Here is an 18,770-nt window from a genome sequence, read left to right as displayed (position 1 = left end):
CAGGTGTGACGCAGCCACCCGATTCCACTTGCAAGCCGAATTCAGGCAGGAAACCTCATGACCGACGCGTTCGAACTCCCCAGCACCCTGGTCCATGCCCTCAAGCGTCGCGCAGTCCTGACGCCGGACCGACTGGCCTTGCGTTTTCTCGCCGAAAACCCGGAGCAGACCGTGGTGCTCAGCTATCGCGAACTGGATCAACGCGCGCGCACCATCGCCGCTGCGTTGCAGGCTCAGGCTGGATTCGGTGAGCGTGCGGTACTGCTGTTTCCCAGCGGCGCGGACTATGTCGCGGCGTTTTTCGGCTGCCTGTATGCCGGTGTGATTGCGGTACCGGCCTATCCGCCGGAATCCGCCCGTCGTCACCATCAGGAGCGGTTGCTGTCGATCATCGCCGACGCCGAGCCCAGGCTGTTGCTGACCAGCGCCGATCTACGCGACGCCTTGCAGCAAATAGACGGCGCGCCGCCGCTGTTGTGCGTCGACACTCTGGACAGCGCACTGGCCGAACAGTGGGTTGAGCCGCCACTGCCGCCCGAGCACATCGCCTTCCTGCAATACACTTCCGGCTCCACCGCGCTGCCCAAGGGCGTGCAAGTCAGCCATGGCAATCTGGTCGCCAATGAACTGCTTATCCGTCACGGCTTCGGGATCGACGTCAACCCGGACGACGTCATCGTCAGCTGGTTGCCGCTGTATCACGACATGGGTCTGATCGGCGGTCTGCTGCAACCGATTTTCAGCGGCGTACCGTGCATTCTGATGTCGCCGGCGTATTTCCTCGGCCGGCCGTTGCGCTGGCTGGAAGCGATTGCCGAATACGGCGGCACCATCAGCGGCGGCCCGGATTTCGCCTACCGTTTGTGCAGTGAGCGGGTCAGCGAGTCGGCCCTTGAGCGCCTCGATCTCAGTCGATGGCGCGTGGCCTATTCTGGCTCCGAGCCGATTCGCCTCGACACCCTTGAACGCTTCGCGGAAAAGTTCGCTGCTTGCGGTTTCAGCGAAAACAGCTTCATGGCTTCGTACGGTCTGGCCGAGGCCACCCTGTTTGTCGCTGGCACACCGCGCGGCACCGGCATCCCGGCGCTGCGCGTGGACGATCAGGCGCTGGCGCAAAACCGCGCCGAGCCGGGCGACGGCAGCGCGATCATGAGCTGCGGCATCAGTCAGCCTGAGCACGCGGTGCTGATTGTCGATCCCAACACGCTCGAGGAACTGACCGACAATGCCGTCGGTGAAGTCTGGGCCGCCGGCCCGAGCATCGCCCACGGTTACTGGCGCAACCCCGAAGCCAGCGCCAAGACTTTTGTCCAGCACGTCGGGCGCACCTGGTTGCGCACCGGCGACCTGGGTTTTATCCGTGACGGCGAACTGTTCGTGACCGGGCGCCTGAAAGACATGCTCATCGTCCGTGGCCATAACCTGTATCCGCAGGACATCGAGCAGACTGTCGAGCGCGAAGTCGAAGTGGTGCGCAAGGGGCGTGTGGCGGCGTTTGCGGTCACTCACAACGGCGAAGAGGGCATCGGCGTCGCTGCGGAAATCAGCCGCAGCGTGCAGAAAATCCTTGCGCCAGATGCGCTGATCAAAGCCATTCGCCAAGCCGTGGCCGAGGCCTGTCAGGAGGCGCCAAGCGTGGTGGTGCTGCTCAATCCGGGCGCGTTGCCGAAAACCTCCAGTGGCAAACTGCAGCGCTCGGCGTGCCGCAATCGTCTGGCTGATGGCAGTCTCGACAGTTACGCGCTGTTCCCTTCGATTACAGCGGCAACGGAAAACGCGACCAGCAGCACTTCGGACCTTGAAGCGTTGATCGGGCAAATCTGGGCCGAGCAACTCAACGTCAAGCAGGTCAGTGGCGACGACCATTTCTTTCTGCTCGGCGGCAACTCGATCGCCGCCACGCAAGTGGTTGCGCGGGTTCGCGAAGCACTCGATGTGGAGCTGAGCCTGCGCCTGCTGTTCGAAGCGCCAACCTTGTCCACCTTCGCTGCCGCTGTGGCGCAGCTAAAACAGGACGGCGGGAGCGCTCCAGGTCCGATCAGCACGTTGCCGCGCAGCGAACCGATGCCGCAATCGCTGGCACAAAACCGTCTGTGGATCACCTGGCAACTCGATCCACAGAGCAGCGCCTACAACATTCCCGGTGGTCTGCGCCTGCGTGGCGAGCTGGACGTAAACGCCGTGCGCAACAGCTTCCAGCAACTGATCGAACGCCACGAATCCTTGCGCACACGTTTCTTCGAGCGCGACGGCGTGGCATTGCAGCAAGTGCTCGCTGATGCCGAATTCAACCTGCAACTGATCGACATCAGCGACCTGCCAATGTCCGAGCGTGAAGCCCGTGCCGAGCAGATTCGCGAAGACGAGGCGCGCACCCGGTTCGATCTGGAAAAAGGCCCGTTGCTGGCGGTGACACTGGTGCGTCTCGATGACGAAGAACATCAACTGCTGGTGACCCTGCACCACATCATCGCTGACGGCTGGTCGCTGAATATCCTGCTCGACGAATTCTCGCGTCTCTACGCGGCGGCAACCCAAGGGACGCCGGCGACACTGGCAGCGCTGCCCACGCAATACGCCGATTACGGCAACTGGCAGCGGCAATGGCTGGCGCAAGGCGAGGGCGAGCGGCAACTGGCGTACTGGCAAGCGCAACTGGGCGAAGAACATCCGCCACTGGAACTGGCCACCGATCACCCGCGCTCGGCCAGACACAACCACAGCGCCGCGCGCCACAGCGTGCGCTTGAGTACCGAACTCAGCGAGGCGATCCGCCAGACCGCGCAGGCTCACGAAACCACGCCGTTCATGCTTCTGCTCGCTGCGTTGCAAAGTTTGCTGCACCGCTACAGTGGTCAGCGCGACATTCGCATCGGCGTGCCCAACGCCAACCGTCCGCGCCTGGAAACCCAAAGCCTGATCGGCTTCTTCATCAATACGCAGGTGTTGCGTGCGCAAATCGATTCACGCCTGACATTTGCCGAGTTGCTGAACCAGACCCGCCAAGCCGCACTCGGCGCCCAGGCCCATCAGGATCTGCCGTTCGAACAACTGCTCGAAGCGTTCCCGCAGGCCCGCGAACAGGGACTGTTCCAGGTCATGTTCAACCATCAGCAGCGCGACCTCAGTGCACTCAAGCGCCTGCCCGGTCTGCTCGCCGAAGAACTGCCGTGGCACAGCCGCGAGGCCAAGTTCGATCTGCAATTGCACAGCGAAGAGGATCGCAACGGTCGTTTGAGCCTGTCGTTCGACTACGCCAGCGAACTGTTCGACGCCGCGACCATCGAGCGCCTGGCCGAGCATCTCCACAATCTGCTCAGCGAGGTCTGCGAACGGCCTCAGCAGGCCATTGGCGATCTGCGCTTGCTGACCGCCAGCGAGCAGAATCAGCAGAAGGACTGGAGCGTCGCTCCGTGCACCCCGGCGCAACACTGGCTGCCGGAACTGCTCGAGCAACAATTGCGCAACGCCCCGCAACGCACCGCGCTGGTGTGGGACGGCGGTCGTCTGGATTTTGCCGAGCTGCACGCGCAAGCCAACCGGCTCGCCCATTACCTGCGCGACAAGGGCGTCGGCCCTGACGTGTGCGTGGCCATCGCCGCCGAGCGTTCGCCGCAACTGCTGATCGGTCTGCTGGCGATCATCAAGGCTGGCGGCGCCTATGTGCCGCTTGATCCGGATTATCCGGCCGAACGACTTGCATACATGCTCCGCGACAGCGGCGTCGAACTGCTCCTGACCCAGACGCAATTGCTCGAGCGTCTGCCGGCCAGCGATGGCGTCAGCGTGATCGCCATGGATGCGCTGCACCTGGATAAATGGCCGAGCCAGGCACCGGGACTGCGAGTGCACGGCGACAACCTCGCCTACGTGATTTACACCTCGGGTTCCACCGGGCAACCGAAAGGCGTCGGTAACACCCACGCCGCGCTGGCCGAGCGCCTGCAATGGATGCAGGACACGTACCGCCTCGACGAAACCGACGTGCTGATGCAAAAAGCGCCGATCAGTTTCGACGTCTCGGTGTGGGAATGCTTCTGGCCGCTGATCACCGGCGCGCGGCTGTTGCTTGCCGCGCCCGGTGAGCACCGTGACCCGTATCGCATCGCGCAACGGGTCCAGCAATACGGCGTGACCACGCTGCACTTCGTCCCGCCGCTGCTGGCGCTGTTCATCGATGAGCCGCTGAGTGCCGAATGCACCAGCCTGCGCCGGGTGTTTTCCGGCGGTGAAGCCTTGCCCGCCGAGCTGCGCAATCGGGTACTGGCGCAATTGCCGGCGGTGCAATTGCACAACCGTTACGGGCCGACTGAAACCGCGATCAACGTCACCCATTGGCACTGCACAACTGCCGATGGCGAGCGCTCGCCGATTGGCCGGCCGCTGGGCAATGTGATCTGCCGCATTCTCGATGCCGATCTCAATCCAGTGCCGGCAGGCGTGCCGGGCGAGCTGTGCATCAGCGGTATTGGTCTGGCTCGCGGTTACCTGGGTCGTCCGGCGTTGACCGCCGAGCGTTTTGTCGTCGATCCACTGGGCGAGCAGGGCGCCCGTTTGTACCGCACCGGCGACCGTGCGCGCTGGTCCTCGGATGGCGTGATCGAATACCTCGGTCGCCTCGATCAGCAGGTCAAGCTGCGCGGCTTTCGCGTCGAACCTGAAGAAATCCAGGCGCGACTGCTGGCGCAAAATGGCGTCGCCCAGGCCGTGGTCCTGGTGCGGGAAACCGCTGCCGGTGCGCAACTGATCGGCTACTTCACGGCGAGCGATGCGCATGAGAATGCCGATGAGCAAATCATTCGGCTGAAAGCTGCCCTCGCTGCCGAGCTGCCGGAATACATGGTGCCCGCACAATTGCTGCGCCTTGATACGATGCCGCTGAGTCCCAGCGGCAAACTCGACCGCCGCGCCTTGCCCGAGCCGCAATGGCAGGTGCGTGAACACGTCGAACCGGTCAGCGAACTGGAGCAACAAATCGCCGCGATCTGGCGCGAAGTGCTGGGTCTGAAGCGGGTTGGCCTGCGTGATGATTTCTTCGCCCTCGGCGGTCACTCGCTACTGGCCACGCAAATCATTTCGCGCACACGTCAGGCCTGTGACGTCGAACTGCCGCTGCGCACCTTGTTCGAGCACAGTGAACTGGGCGATTACGCCGAGCAGATTCGCCTGATCCAGGCCAGCGGCCGCACCAATCAACAGTTGCCGATCGCAAAAATCGACCGCAGCCAAGCGGTGCCGCTGTCCTATTCGCAGCAGCGCATGTGGTTCCTCTGGCAGATGGAGCCGGACAGCCCGGCGTACAACGTCGGGGGCATGGCGCGCTTGCGCGGCGTGCTGCACGTCGAGCATTTCGAGGCGGCGTTGCAGGCGCTGATCCTGCGCCACGAAACCCTGCGCACAACGTTCCCAAGTGTCGACGGTGTCGCCCGCCAGCAAGTGCATCCCGAGACCGGCGTGCGCATGGGCTGGAAAGATTTCTCCAGCCTGCCGGCAGAAGTCCGGGAGCTACAAGTCCAGCAACTGGCCGATGCAGAAGCGCACCAGCCGTTCGATCTGGAAACCGGTCCGCTGCTGCGCGCCTGTCTGGTCAAGACCGCCGAGCACGAGCATTACTTCGTCCTGACCTTGCACCACATCGTCACCGAAGGCTGGGCGATGGACATCTTTGCCCGTGAACTCAGCGCGCTGTATGAAGCGTTCGTCGATGAGCGCGCCTCGCCGCTTGAGCCGCTGCCGGTGCAATACCTCGACTACAGCGTCTGGCAGCGCCAGTGGCTGGAATCCGGCGAGCGTCAGCGCCAACTCGACTATTGGACTGCACAACTGGGTCGCGAACATCCGCTGCTGGAATTGCCCGGCGACCGTCCGCGTCCACCGGTACAGAGCCATCAGGGCGAGCTGTTCCGTTTCGATCTGAGCGACGATCTCGCCGCGCGGGTGCGGGCGTTCAACGCGCAAAACGGTCTGACCCTGTTCATGACCATGACCGCCGCGCTCGCCACGTTGCTGTACCGCTATAGCGGCCAGACCGACCTGCGCATCGGTGCGCCGGTGGCCAACCGCATTCGCCCGGAAAGCGAAGGGCTGATCGGGGCGTTTCTCAACACCCAGGTGCTGCGTTGCCGGCTCGACGGGCAGATGTCGGTCGGCGAACTGTTCGAGCAGGTGCGCCACACCGTGATCGAAGGCCAGTCCTATCAGGATCTGCCGTTCGATCATCTGGTCGAAGCCTTGCAGCCGCCACGCAGCGCGGCTTACAACCCGCTGTTCCAGGTGATGTGCAACGTGCAGCGCTGGGAATTCCAGCAGAGCCGCACGCTCGCTGGGATGACTGTCGAGTACCTGGCCAACGATGCGCGGGCGACCAAGTTCGATCTCAATCTGGAAGTCACCGACCTCGACCATCGCCTCGGCTGCTGCCTGACTTACAGCACCGATCTGTTCGACGAACCGACCATCGCGCGCATGGCCAGGCATTGGCGCAACCTGCTTGAAGCGTTGATCGCTGATCCGCAGCAACGCCTCAGTGAACTGCCGCTGCTCGACAACACCGAGCAACAGCACCTGCTCGACAGCCTCGGCATCGAGCCGGGCGAGCATCGTCTCGATCAGTGCATTCATCATCTGTTCGCCGAACAGGCACTGGCGCGCAAAGACGCACCAGCACTGACTTTCGCTGGGCAGACCCTGAGCTACGCCGAACTCGATGCCCGGGCCAATCGTCTGGCCTGGGCGCTGCGGGAACGCGGGGTCGGCCCGCAAGTGCGGGTCGGTCTGGCGCTGGAGCGTTCGCTGGAAATGGTCATCGGCCTGCTGGCGATTCTCAAGGCGGGCGGCGCCTATGTGCCGCTGGATCCGGAATACCCGCTCGACCGCCTGCATTACATGATCGAAGACAGTCGCGTCGGCCTGCTGCTCAGCGATCGGGCGATGTTCGAAGCCCTCGGTGAGTTGCCGCCAAGCGTGGCGCGCTGGTGTCTGGAAGATGACAGCGCCGGGTTGGCCGACTACCCGGCCAGCGAGTTGCCGTTTATCAGCCTGCCGCAACATCAGGCTTATCTGATTTACACCTCCGGCTCGACCGGCAAACCGAAAGGCGTGGTGGTCTCCCACGGTGAAATCGCCATGCACTGCCAGGCCGTGATCGAGCGCTTCGGCATGCGCCCGGACGACTGTGAACTGCATTTCTATTCGATCAACTTCGACGCTGCCACCGAACGTCTACTGGTGCCGCTGCTCAGCGGTGCGCAGGTGGTACTGCGGGCGCAAGGGCAGTGGGACGCGGAAGAAATCTGCGGCTTGATTCGCACGCATCGGATCAACGTCCTCGGTTTCACGCCGAGCTACGGCAGCCAGTTGGCGCAGTTCCTCGCGACCCAAAATGAAGTCCTGCCGGTGCGCATGATCATCACCGGCGGTGAGGCGCTGACCGGCGAGCATCTACAGCGCATCCGCGCGGCGTTCCAGCCAGCGCTGTTCTTCAACGCCTACGGCCCGACTGAAACCGTGGTCATGCCGCTGGCCAGTCTGGCGCCGCAGGTACTGGAAGAGGGCGCCGGCAGTGTGCCGATCGGCAGCGTGATCGGTGCGCGGGTCGCGTACATTCTTGATGCCGATCTGGCCTTGGTGCCGCAAGGTGCGACCGGTGAATTGTTTGTCGGTGGCGCCGGTCTGGCCCAGGCCTATCACGACCGTCCGGGCATCAGCGCCGAGCGTTTTGTCGCTGACCCGTTTGCCGCTGATGGCGGACGCATGTACCGCACCGGCGACCTGGTGCGCCAGCGTGCCGATGGTCTGGTCGAGTATCTGGGGCGGATCGACCATCAAGTGAAAATCCGGGGCTTCCGCATCGAACTGGGCGAAATCGAAACGCGCCTGCTCGATCATTCTTCGATCCGCGAAGCCGTGGTGCTGGCGCTGGATGCGCCGAGTGGCAAGCAGTTGGTGGGTTACCTCGTTACGGAGGTCGCCGGGCAAGGCGAAGCGCAACAGGCTGAACTGCGCGAAGCGCTCAAGTCGCACCTCAAGGCGCAACTGCCGGACTACATGGTGCCGACCCACCTGATGCTGCTGGCAAGCATGCCGCTGACCGCCAACGGCAAACTCGACCGCCGCGCCTTGCCGGCGCCGGACCCGCAGCTCAATCGTCAGGACTATGTCGCGCCAAGCAACGAGCTTGAGCAGACCCTGGCGCAGATCTGGTGCGACGTGCTCAACGTCAGGCAGGTCGGCCTCAACGACAACTTCTTCGAACTCGGCGGCGACTCGATTCTGTCGATTCAAGTGGTCAGCCGCGCGCGTCAGCAGGGCATTCATTTCAGTCCGCGCGACCTGTTCCAGCATCAGACTGTGCAGACCCTCGCCGCCGTTGCCAGTCGCACCGAGCAGGTGACGGCCGAGCAAGGACTGGTGGTCGGCGAATCGCGCCTGACGCCGATTCAGCACTGGTTCTTTGATGCGGACATTCCCCAGCGTCAGCACTGGAATCAGGCGCTGTTGCTGGAACCGACTGCGCGCCTTGAGCCGCAACGATTGCAGCAAGCTTTGCAGGCGGTGATCGAACAGCACGATGCGCTGCGTCTGCGTTTCACTGAAACCGATGATGCATGGCAAGCGACGCATCAAGTGCTGTCGAGTGATGATCTGCTCTGGCAGTTCAGCGTCGAGTCGCTGGACCGGTGCGAAGCCCTGTTCGCCGACGCGCAACGCAGTCTGCATCTGCACAACGGCCCGTTACTGCGCGCGGTGCTGGTCGATGTTGCGGATGTTCAGCAACGCCTGTTCATCGCCATCCACCACTTGGTGGTCGACGGTGTTTCCTGGCGCGTGCTGCTGGATGATCTGCAAACCGCGTATCGCCAGCTCGACGCTGCGCAGCCGCTGAAACTGCCGGCGAAAACCAGCGCCTTCAAGGACTGGGCCGCGCGATTGCAGGCCTACGCCGGCAGCGAATCCCTGCGTGAAGAACTCGGTTGGTGGCAAGCGCAACTGGCCGGGCCGAGCGCTGATCTGCCTTGCGAAAAGCCGCAGGGCGGCAGGCAGAATCGCCATGCGCAAACCGTCAGCGTGCGCCTCGATGCCGAGCGCACCCGACAGTTGCTGCAACAGGCACCGAGCGCTTACCGCACCCAGGTCAACGACCTGCTGCTGACCGCGCTGGCCCGTGTGCTGTGCCGCTGGAGCGGCCAGCCCTCGGCACTGATTCAACTGGAAGGACACGGTCGCGAAACCCTGTTCGACGAGATCGATCTGACCCGCACCGTCGGTTGGTTCACCAGCGCTTATCCGCTGCGCCTGACTCCGCACAATGTCGAAGAGGCCGCCGGGCAGGGCGCTTCGATCAAGGCGATCAAAGAACAATTGCGCGCCGTGCCGCACAAAGGTCTCGGTTATGGCGTGCTGCGTTATCTGGCCGATGACGGCTGCCGCCAGAGCATGGCCGCGCTGCCACAGGCGCCGATCACCTTTAACTACCTCGGCCAGTTCGACCAGAGCTTCGGCGCCGATGCGCTGTTCCGTCCGCTGGATGAAGCGGTCGGTGCCGCCCACGATCCGCAGGCGCCGTTGCCCAACGAGCTGAGTGTCGACAGTCAGGTTTACGGTGGTGAACTGCTGCTGCGCTGGACTTTCAGTGCCGAGCGTTACGAGACGCAAACCATTAACGATCTGGCCGCCGCCTACCTCGGTGAGTTGCAAAGCCTGATCGCCCACTGTCTGCAAGACGAGGCCGGCGGCCTGACACCGTCGGACTTCCCGCTGGCGAAACTGACTCAGGCACAACTCGATGCCTTGCCGGTGCCGGCCGCGCACATCGAAGATGTCTACCCGCTGACGCCGATGCAGGAAGGCATGTTGCTGCACACCTTGCTCGAGCCGGGCACCGGTCTGTACTACATGCAGGATCGTTATCGCATCAACAGCGAGCTCGATCCCGAACGTTTCGCCCAGGCCTGGCAAGCGGTGGTCGCCCGTCATGAAGCACTGCGCGCGTCGTTCTGCTGGAACGTTGGCGAAGACATGCTGCAAGTGATTCACACGCCGGGACGTACGCCGATCGAGTATCTGGACTGGAGCGCCGTCGCCGAACCCGAGCAGGAACCGAAACTGCAAGCGCTGCTGAAAAGCGAGCGCGAAGCCGGCTTCGATCTGCTCAATCAGGCGCCGTTTCACCTGCGCCTGATCAAGGTCGGCGCGGCGCGTTACTGGTTCATGATGAGTAACCACCACATTCTCATCGACGCCTGGTGCCGTTCGCTGCTGATGAACGACTTTTTCGAGATCTACAGCGCCCTCGGTGAAGGTCGTGAAGCGCAGTTGAGCGTGCCGCCGCGTTATCGCGATTACATCGGCTGGCTGCAACGCCAGAGCCTGGCCGAGGCGCGGCAGTGGTGGCGGCAGAATCTGCAAGGCTTCGAGCGCACCACGCCGATCCCGAGCGACCGGCCGTTTTTGCGCGAGCATGCCGGTGAAAGCGGCGGCATGATCGTCGGCGACCGCTACACCCGCCTGAATGTCGAGGACGGTGCACGGCTGCGGGAACTGGCGCAGGCACATCAACTGACCGTCAACACCTTCGCCCAGGCTGCATGGGCTCTGGTTTTGCGGCGTCTGAGCGGTGATCGCGATGTGCTCTTCGGCGTCACCGTGGCCGGGCGGCCGGTGGACATGCCGGAAATGCAGCGCACCGTCGGCCTTTTCATCAACAGCATCGCCCTGCGGGTGAAGATGCCTGCGGACGATCAGCGCAGCAGCGTGCGCCAGTGGCTCAGCGCTTTGCTCGACAGCAACATGCAACTGCGCGAGTACGAATACCTGCCGCTGGTGAATATCCAGGAGCAGAGCGAATTGCCCAAAGGCCAGCCGCTGTTCGACAGCCTCTTCGTCTTCGAAAACGCCCCGGTGGAAGTCTCGGTGCTTGATCGTGCACAGAGCCTGAATGCGACCTCGGATTCCGGTCGCACCCATACCAACTTCCCGCTGACCGCGGTGTGCTACCCGGGCGATGACCTTGGCTTGCACCTGTCCTATGACCAGCGTTACTTCGACGAGTCGACCGTCGAGCGCATGCTCAGTGAGTTCAAGCGCCTGCTGCTGGCGCTGGTCGACGGCTTCCATGGCGACATGGCCGATTTGCCGCTGCTGGGCGACGAAGAGCGCGATTTCCTGCTGCACGGTTGCAACCAGAGCGGCCACGACTATCCGCTGGAGCAAAGCTACGTGGCGTTGTTCGAAGCGCACGTCGCGGCGCATCCGCAGCGCATCGCCGCCAGTTGCCTCGATCAGCATTTGAGCTATGCCGAACTGAATCACAACGCCAACCGCCTCGGCCATGCCCTGGTCGCTGCCGGTGTGCGCATGGATCAACCGGTGGCGCTGCTCGCCGAGCGTAATCTCGACCTGCTCGGCATGATCATCGGCAGCTTCAAGGCCGGCGCTGGTTATCTGCCGCTGGATCCGGGCCTGCCGAGCCAGCGTCTGAGCCGCATCATCGAGCTGAGCCGCACGCCGTTGCTGGTGTGCAGCGCCGCTTGCCGTGAACAGGCGCAGACCTTGCTCGAGGAGTTTGGCTGTTCGAATCGTCCGCGCCTGCTGGTGTGGGAAGAGGTGCAGGCGTCGGCGGCAGCGGCGCACAATCCGGGCATCCACAGTGGCCCGGATAATCTCGCCTATGTGATTTACACCTCGGGTTCGACCGGGCTGCCTAAAGGCGTGATGGTCGAGCAGCGCGGCATGCTCAACAACCAGTTGAGCAAACGTCCATACCTCGACTTGAGCGAGGCCGATGTGATCGCGCAGACCGCCTCGCAAAGCTTCGACATTTCCGTCTGGCAGTTCCTAGCCGCGCCATTGTTCGGCGCGCGGGTCGACATCGTGCCGAACGCGATTGCCCACGATCCGCAAGGTCTGCTGGCGCATGTGCAGGCGCAGGGCATCACTGTGCTGGAGAGTGTGCCGTCGCTGATTCAGGGCATGCTCGGCTCCGAGCGTCTGAGCCTCGACGGCTTGCGCTGGATGCTGCCGACCGGTGAAGCGATGCCGCCGGAACTGGCCCATCAATGGCTGCTGCGTTACCCGGATATTGGTCTGGTCAATGCTTACGGCCCGGCGGAATGCTCGGATGACGTGGCGTTCTTCCGCATCGACATGGCCTCGACGCGCGGCAGTTACTTGCCGATCGGCACGCCGACCGACAATAACTTGCTGTACCTGGTCGATGGCGCGCTGGATCTGGTGCCTTTGGGCGCGGTGGGTGAGTTATGTGTTGCCGGCACTGGTGTCGGTCGCGGTTACGTCAGCGATCCGCTGCGCACCGCGCCGGTGTTTGTGCCGAACCCGTTCGGCGCGCCGGGCGAGCGCTTGTACCGCACCGGTGACCTGGCGCGGCGCCGCGCGGACGGCGTGCTGGAATACGTCGGCCGCGTCGATCATCAAGTGAAGATTCGCGGTTACCGCATCGAACTCGGTGAAATCGAAGCGCGCCTGCATGAACAACCGGAAGTGCGTGACGCTGCGGTTGGTGTGCAGGAGGGCGTCAACGGCAAGCATCTGGTCGGTTATCTGGTCGCGGCCGACGCAGCGCTCAATCCGGGTGAACGCCTGGAGCGGATCAAGCAGCGCCTGCGCGCCGAACTCCCCGAATACATGGTGCCGCTGCACTGGCTATGGCTGGAGCAGATGCCGCTCAATGCCAACGGCAAACTCGACCGCAAAGCCTTGCCGGCCTTGGAGATCGGTCAGTTGCAGAGCGAGGATTATCTGTCCCCGCGCAACGAGCTGGAGCAGACCCTGGCTGATATCTGGGCTGAGGTGCTGAAAGTGGAAAAGGTCGGAGTGCGCGATAACTTCTTCGAACTGGGCGGGCATTCGTTGCTGGCTACGCAGATCGCTTCGCGGGTACAGAAAGCCCTGCAACGCAACGTGCCGCTGCGCGCGATGTTCGAATGCAGCACGGTGGAGGAACTGGCCGAGTACATCGATGGGCTGGCGGCCAGCGACATTACGGAGGAGAAGGTTGATCGGTTGAATGATCTGATGGCGGAGCTGGAGGGGTTGTAGTTCTCTAGTGTCTGTACTGGCCCCATCGCGAGCAGGCTCGCTCCCACACAGGATCTGTGGTGTTTACAAAACCCCTGTGGGAGCGAGTCTGCTCGCGAATGGCGTCTGTACATTGCCGTACATTTCCATCCTTGACGATCACCAACCGGCAGCTCAGTCTGCCGGTTCTGTTTTTTCTCGCGGAGGTGGTCGATGCCCTTTTTCACGGTTGACGGACAAGCACTGCACTACATTGATCAAGGCACCGGCCCCGCCGTGTTGCTGGCCGGCAGTTACCTTTGGGACCAAGCGATGTGGGCGCCGCAGATCGCCGCGCTGACCCCGCATTATCGCGTCATCGCCCTGGATCTGTGGGGCCATGGCGATTCCGGCAAGTTACCTAAAGGCACCACATCGCTGGACGACATCGCCCGACAGGCGCAGGCCTTGCTCGATCACCTGGACATCGACCGCGTCACCCTCGTCGGGCTTTCGGTCGGCGGCATGTGGGGCGCGCGTTTGGCACTGTCCGCACCGCAACGCCTCAACGGTCTGGTGCTGATGGACACCTACGTCGGTGTCGAGCCGGAACCGACGCGCCAGTATTACTTCTCGTTGTTCAAGCAGATCGAAGACAGCGGCACCATCTCCGAACAATTGCTCGACATCGTTGTGCCAATCTTCTTCCGCCCGGGCATCGACCCGCAGTCGGCGCTGTATCAGGACTTTCGCGCGAAATTGAAGGGCTATTCGCCCGAGCGTCTGCGCGAAAGCATCGTGCCGATGGGGCGCATCACGTTTGGCCGCAACGACCTGTTGCCACGGCTGGGCGAGCTGAACCCGGCGACGACGCTGGTGCTGTGCGGTGATCAGGACAAACCACGGCCACCCTCGGAAGCCCGGGAAATGGCTGAGTTGATTGGTTGCCCGTGTGTGCTGGTGCCGGAGGCGGGGCATATCTCCAATCTGGAGAATCCCGGGTTTGTCACTGAGGCGCTGCTGGCGTTTCTCCGCGAGCGCAACTGACACACCGAGTGAGCTTCATTCGCGAGCAGGCTCGCTCCCACAATTAATCGCATTCTTGCTGAGGGAATGCAGTCAACTGTGGGAGCGAGCCTGCTCGCGAAGGGGCCTCTCAGGTCACCATGCAATCACGAGTGTGAAACTCATCTATAAAAGCATTTGATAAGGGAATGACGTGCAACAGTTCTGGTGGCGTGACCTCAGGGATCTTGAGGACAAGTGGGTCGGGTTGAGTATTGAGGTCAACCGACCGAAATCAAGCAAACCGCCGCTTCATCTGCAAAGTGGCAACAACGGGCGGATGAAGTTGATGCTCAATGAAAGCCCACTCTTCTGGGCGACCATTGCCACCTCATATTACGGTGCTTGGCTGGTTCGCAATCCGCGGCCCGTTCAACTGGAATCGCCATCCGTGCCACCCATCGGTTCGGCTGACGTTCAGGAGCACTTTGAATTACCCGTCCAAGAGCGCTTCCCGCGCTGGTGTCGCTATTTCATCAACCAGTTGATGAACAATCAGGCTGACTTTATCTATCCCGGCCACTGGGTGGCGCGCCCTTTATTGCCAGCAGTTAGCCGATACAAACCCGTCGCAGGTCGGGATGGCTGGTATTTTTCCACCCCGGCCGATGCGTCCAGTCATCTGCCAAACTGGTACGCGCGCGGCGAGGGCATTCTCGACAACGTGCAACCGCACACCGTGCATTGGCTTGATTGGGATCTGGGGCACTTGATCGGGCTGCACACGGTGGACCCTTTGGCAGGTCGCCTCAAATGGTGGCGCAAAAAAGCCAGGGAGGGCAGCTTGCCGCCGATCCTGCTCTGGTATGTGGGCGGACTGTGTTCTTACGTGGTCATCGATGGACATTACCGATTGCAGGCCGCGCTCGATGAAGGTGTCAAACCTGATTTCATTGTCCTGAGCTCGACCAAAGCCCAGCAAATCAAACCATGCGAAGTAACGCAACAACGCGTGTTCAGTTCGTTGATGTTGCAAAACGCGAGAAACCCCAAGTTCAACGTTCACACATTCAATCAGGCGCTGATCAATACGTTTGACGACCGTCCCTGGCATTGGGCAGGGACGCACGCTTGGGCCGGTATTCCTTCAGACCAAGCGTGGTGCGCTGAGGTGACAAGCTTTCTCACGGAACAGGGAAACACCGAGCACTTGCAGGACATTATCGAGCGGTGTGAGTACTGATAGACCCGCACCGGTCAGTGGTTGTGAAGACTATTTCGGCCCGAGAATCTTCACCAGCTTGTCCGGCGATGGCGCGCCTTGCTGCTGTTGCAGTTCACCTTTGTCATCCATATAGAAAATCGCCGGGGTGGCTTGCAGTTCGAGCTCTTCCATCAACTGCATGTTGGCCGCGAGTTTGGTTTGCACGGCGACCGGAATGTCTTTCAAACCCTTGAGGGCGCTGCTCTTACCGGCGCTCTCATGATCTTGCAGGGCCTTGGCCGGGTCTTTCGCCGCCAGCAGCGCGGCTGATTTGCCCGGGCTGTCTTCGCGAATGATGCCGACCATGATGTGGCGCAGCTGCACTTTGCCGGCCTTGACCCATGGTCGCGCCTGTTCCCAGAACATGTTGCAGTACGGGCAGTTCGGATCGCTGAACAGGTACACCGTGCGCGGTGCATCCTTGTTGCCGTCCTGAATCCAGTTGCTCGCCTCGAACTTGGCCCAGACTTCCTTGGACATCGGTGCGTAGACCAGTTTCTGCAGCGGCTCGCTGCTCAGGTCCTTGCCGTCGGCGTCGTACAGATTACCCACCACGACGTGTTTGCCGTCCGGGGTCAGGTACAGCGCCATGCCGCGATTCTGGTATTGCGCGGCGTACCCGCGCAGGCCATCAGGGGCGTCGAACTGGCCGACGATTTTCGCGCCCTTGGCTTCGATTTTTTTGATCGCTGCGGGTAGTTCTTCAGCGGCCTGCACCGACGGCAAGTGCAGCAGGGCAGTGCCCAGAGTCAGCGTCAGCAGGTGGCGGAGGCGGGGCATGGCAGTTTCCTTGCAGAGTTGGCCGGGGCAACGGCCTGATTCGGGCTTGAGGGCGAAGTGTCGAAGGTTTCCAGAGCGCGTGCCAGGCTGGCGTTCGACAGTTCACCGAGATGGCTGGTCAGCAGGCGACCGTCCGGGCTATAGAACAGCGTAGTCGGCAGCGCCATGGAGCCCACGGCCTGACCGAGACGGCCGCTGCGGTCGAACAGGACGTTGTTCAGGCTCAGGCCCTGGGTTTCCAGGAACGTGGCCACACTTTGCATGCTTTCGGCTTGATTGACGAACAGAAACGTCAGATCCGGGCGCTGTTGCTGGGCATTCTCCAGTACTGGCATTTCTCGCCGGCATGGCGGGCACCAGGTCGCCCACAGGTTGATCACCAGCGGGCCGCCCTGATAGTCGCTGAGCTTGATCTTTTCCCCGGCGGCGTTGCGCAGGGCAATATCCGGCAACCGGGTGCCCTGTTCGTAGATATTCAGCGACAGGGTGGCAAGCAGCCAGAACGCCACGCCACTGACCACGCCGAAGCCCAGCGGGCGGCGCAAAGCGGGCCGGCGCCAGCCGCGATACAACGCCGCCAGCAACAGAACGATTACTCCGGGCCAGGCGAGGAAACCGCCGTCGCGCAGATCGATGATCTGCCACGGGTCATTGCGATAGTGCGACCAATAGAGCGCGACAAACGCAATGCGCGCCGCAAGCATGCCCAGCAAAAACAGGCTGAACAGCGCTGACTCGGGGTTCTCGCCGCCGCGCTTGGCCACTCGCCAGCCGACAAACGTCGCCAGTGCCAGAGCACTGATCAGCAGCAGGTGATTGAGCGCGATGGCGAAAGTGCCGAGGGTGAACGTCAGCATCAGTTGGCGTCTCTGGTGGTGGACCAGCGTTGCAGGAAGGTCTCGGCATCGACCTCGCCGGTGATGCGCTGGCTGCGGCGTTCTTCACCGTCGGCGCCGATCCAGATGAACGTCGGCGGCCCCGGCACTTTGTAGCGACTGAGCAGCTCGCGGCTGGCGGCGTTGTCGGTGGTCACATCCAGACGCAGCAGGCGCACATCGCTCAGGGCCTGCATGACTTTGGCTTCACCAAACACCTTCTTCTCCATCACTTTGCACGACACACACCAGTCGGCGTAGTAATCGAGCAACACCCACTGGCCCTGAGCCTTGGCCGCGTCGAGTTCGCGTTGCAGTGCCGCCGGTTCCTTGATTGTGCTAAAGGCATCGTGACCCGTCGGCGCCGCGCTGGCGACAGGGCCGGCGCTGTAGACCTGCAATGGCTGATACGGATCATCACTGCCGCCCGCCGCACCGATCACCAACAAGCTGCCCCACAAACCGAGCAACAAGGACAGCGCGCCAAACATCTGTGCGACGCGGCCAAAACCTTCGGATTGTTTCCAGGCGCTGTAAGCGGCGATCAACAGCAGAGCGCCACCCAGGCCCAGCCACAACGACGGATCCAGTACCGGGCGCAGCATCAACAATGCAGTGGCAAGAAAGAGGAAGCCAAATATGCCCTTGAGCAGATTCATCCACGCGCCGGGTTTCGGCAGGAAACGGTTGCCCACAGTGACCAGCAGCAACAGCGGCACACCGATGCCGATGCCCAGCGCAAACAGAATCAGACCGCCGTGCAAAGCGTTACCGCTCTGCGCGATGTACAGCAGCGCGCCGGCCAGTGGCGCGGTCATGCACGGCCCGACCAACAGACCGGACAATGCGCCCAGCACGCCGGCGCCGATCAGGCTGCCGCCGCTGCGGCTGCGCGACGCATGTTCAAGGCGATCACGCAGGGCCACCGGCAGTTGCAGCTCGAAGAAGCCGAACATCGGCAATGCCAGCACCACGAAAATGGCGGCAAATGCTCCGAGTAACCAAGGATTCTGCAACCACGCCTGCAGGTTCGCACCGAGCAGCGCAGCAATCACGCCCATTGCCGCATAAACCAGCGCCATGCAGATCACGTAGCTGCTGGCCAAGGCAAAGCCACGCCGTGGTGTGGCTCCACTGCCGACAATCATCCCGGCGAGAATCGGCAGCATCGGCAACGAACACGGGGTAAACGCCAACAGCAGGCCAAGTCCGAAAAACACCAGCAGACTCCAGCCCAGCGCCCGTTGTTGCAGGCTGCTGGCCAAAGCCTGATCCGGCGCTTCACCGCCCGTTATTGCTGCGGCTTTGCCACCCAGATCAATCACCCGGGTTTGCGGTGGATAGCACAGACCGGCATCGGCGCAACCTTGATAGCTGACTTTGATCTGACCGCTGGCCGCCGCCGGGATTTTTACTTCCAGCCCTTGGCGGTACACCGGCTGCTCGCCGAAGAACTCATCGCTGTGGGATTCGCCTTCAGGCAACACCGGCTGCTGATCGGCGGCCAGTCCATCGAATTTCAGGCGTTTCTGATACAGGTAGTAGCCGTCGGTGATCTGCCAGAACAGCTGGGTTTCGCCTGAATCCAGACGCTCGGAAGTCAACACGAACGCTTGGTCGACCGGCAAGAAGTCCGGTTTCGTATCGAAAGGATTGTTTCCAGCCTGGGCCAGGCCCGAGATCAGTAACGCAAACAAAACAAAAAAATGACGCATGGAGAAGCCTTGTCCCTGTGCAAGTGAGGTGCACAATGGGCAGCGGCGATTAACCGATGATTAACCGCCATGCCCTTGTCGCAGTGACGTTGGGCGCCATAATGTCAGCTTAATCGG

At 62.2% G+C, this 18,770-nt stretch carries 6 protein-coding genes; 3 read left to right on the top strand and 3 right to left on the bottom strand.

The window, feature by feature from the left end:
- The first annotated feature begins 57 nt into the window (after positions 1–57).
- The 3 genes from J2Y39_RS10595 (at position 58) to J2Y39_RS10585 (ending at position 15,262) form a co-directional block, all read left to right on the top strand.
- The gene (locus J2Y39_RS10595) at positions 58–13,056 is read left to right on the top strand and encodes a non-ribosomal peptide synthetase (protein ID WP_310217411.1); all 12,999 of its coding nucleotides are present in this window, start codon (positions 58–60) and stop codon (positions 13,054–13,056) included.
- Between the two features lie 192 nt (positions 13,057–13,248).
- Positions 13,249–14,061, top strand: a complete 813-nt coding sequence (locus J2Y39_RS10590) for an alpha/beta fold hydrolase (protein ID WP_310217408.1) — start codon at positions 13,249–13,251, stop codon at positions 14,059–14,061.
- A gap of 172 nt (positions 14,062–14,233) precedes the next feature.
- Positions 14,234–15,262, top strand: a complete 1,029-nt coding sequence (locus tag J2Y39_RS10585; RefSeq protein WP_310217405.1) for a ParB/Srx family N-terminal domain-containing protein — start codon at positions 14,234–14,236, stop codon at positions 15,260–15,262.
- A gap of 30 nt (positions 15,263–15,292) precedes the next feature.
- Here the strand turns inward: J2Y39_RS10585 and dsbG are convergent, their stop codons facing one another.
- Genes dsbG through dsbD form a run of 3 tightly spaced genes read right to left on the bottom strand, consistent with a single transcriptional unit; the run spans position 15,293 to position 18,653 of the window.
- On the bottom strand, positions 15,293–16,063 hold the full coding sequence (dsbG, locus tag J2Y39_RS10580; RefSeq protein WP_310217402.1) for a thiol:disulfide interchange protein DsbG: 771 nt from the start codon (positions 16,061–16,063) through the stop codon (positions 15,293–15,295).
- A complete protein-coding gene (locus J2Y39_RS10575) occupies positions 16,039–16,920 on the bottom strand; it encodes a TlpA disulfide reductase family protein (protein ID WP_150742489.1) in 882 nt (293 codons plus the stop codon). The genes dsbG and J2Y39_RS10575 overlap by 25 nt, the downstream gene beginning before the upstream one ends.
- Entirely contained in the window at positions 16,920–18,653 is a 1,734-nt protein-coding gene (gene dsbD / locus J2Y39_RS10570; RefSeq protein ID WP_310217399.1) for a protein-disulfide reductase DsbD, read from the bottom strand. The genes J2Y39_RS10575 and dsbD overlap by 1 nt, the downstream gene beginning before the upstream one ends.
- Between the last annotated feature and the right edge of the window lie 117 nt (positions 18,654–18,770).

Origin of the sequence: Pseudomonas sp. 2957 (genome assembly GCF_031456345.1) — a bacterium.
Lineage (GTDB): Bacteria > Pseudomonadota > Gammaproteobacteria > Pseudomonadales > Pseudomonadaceae > Aquipseudomonas > Aquipseudomonas siliginis.
This window is presented reverse-complemented; position numbering and strand designations above follow the sequence as displayed.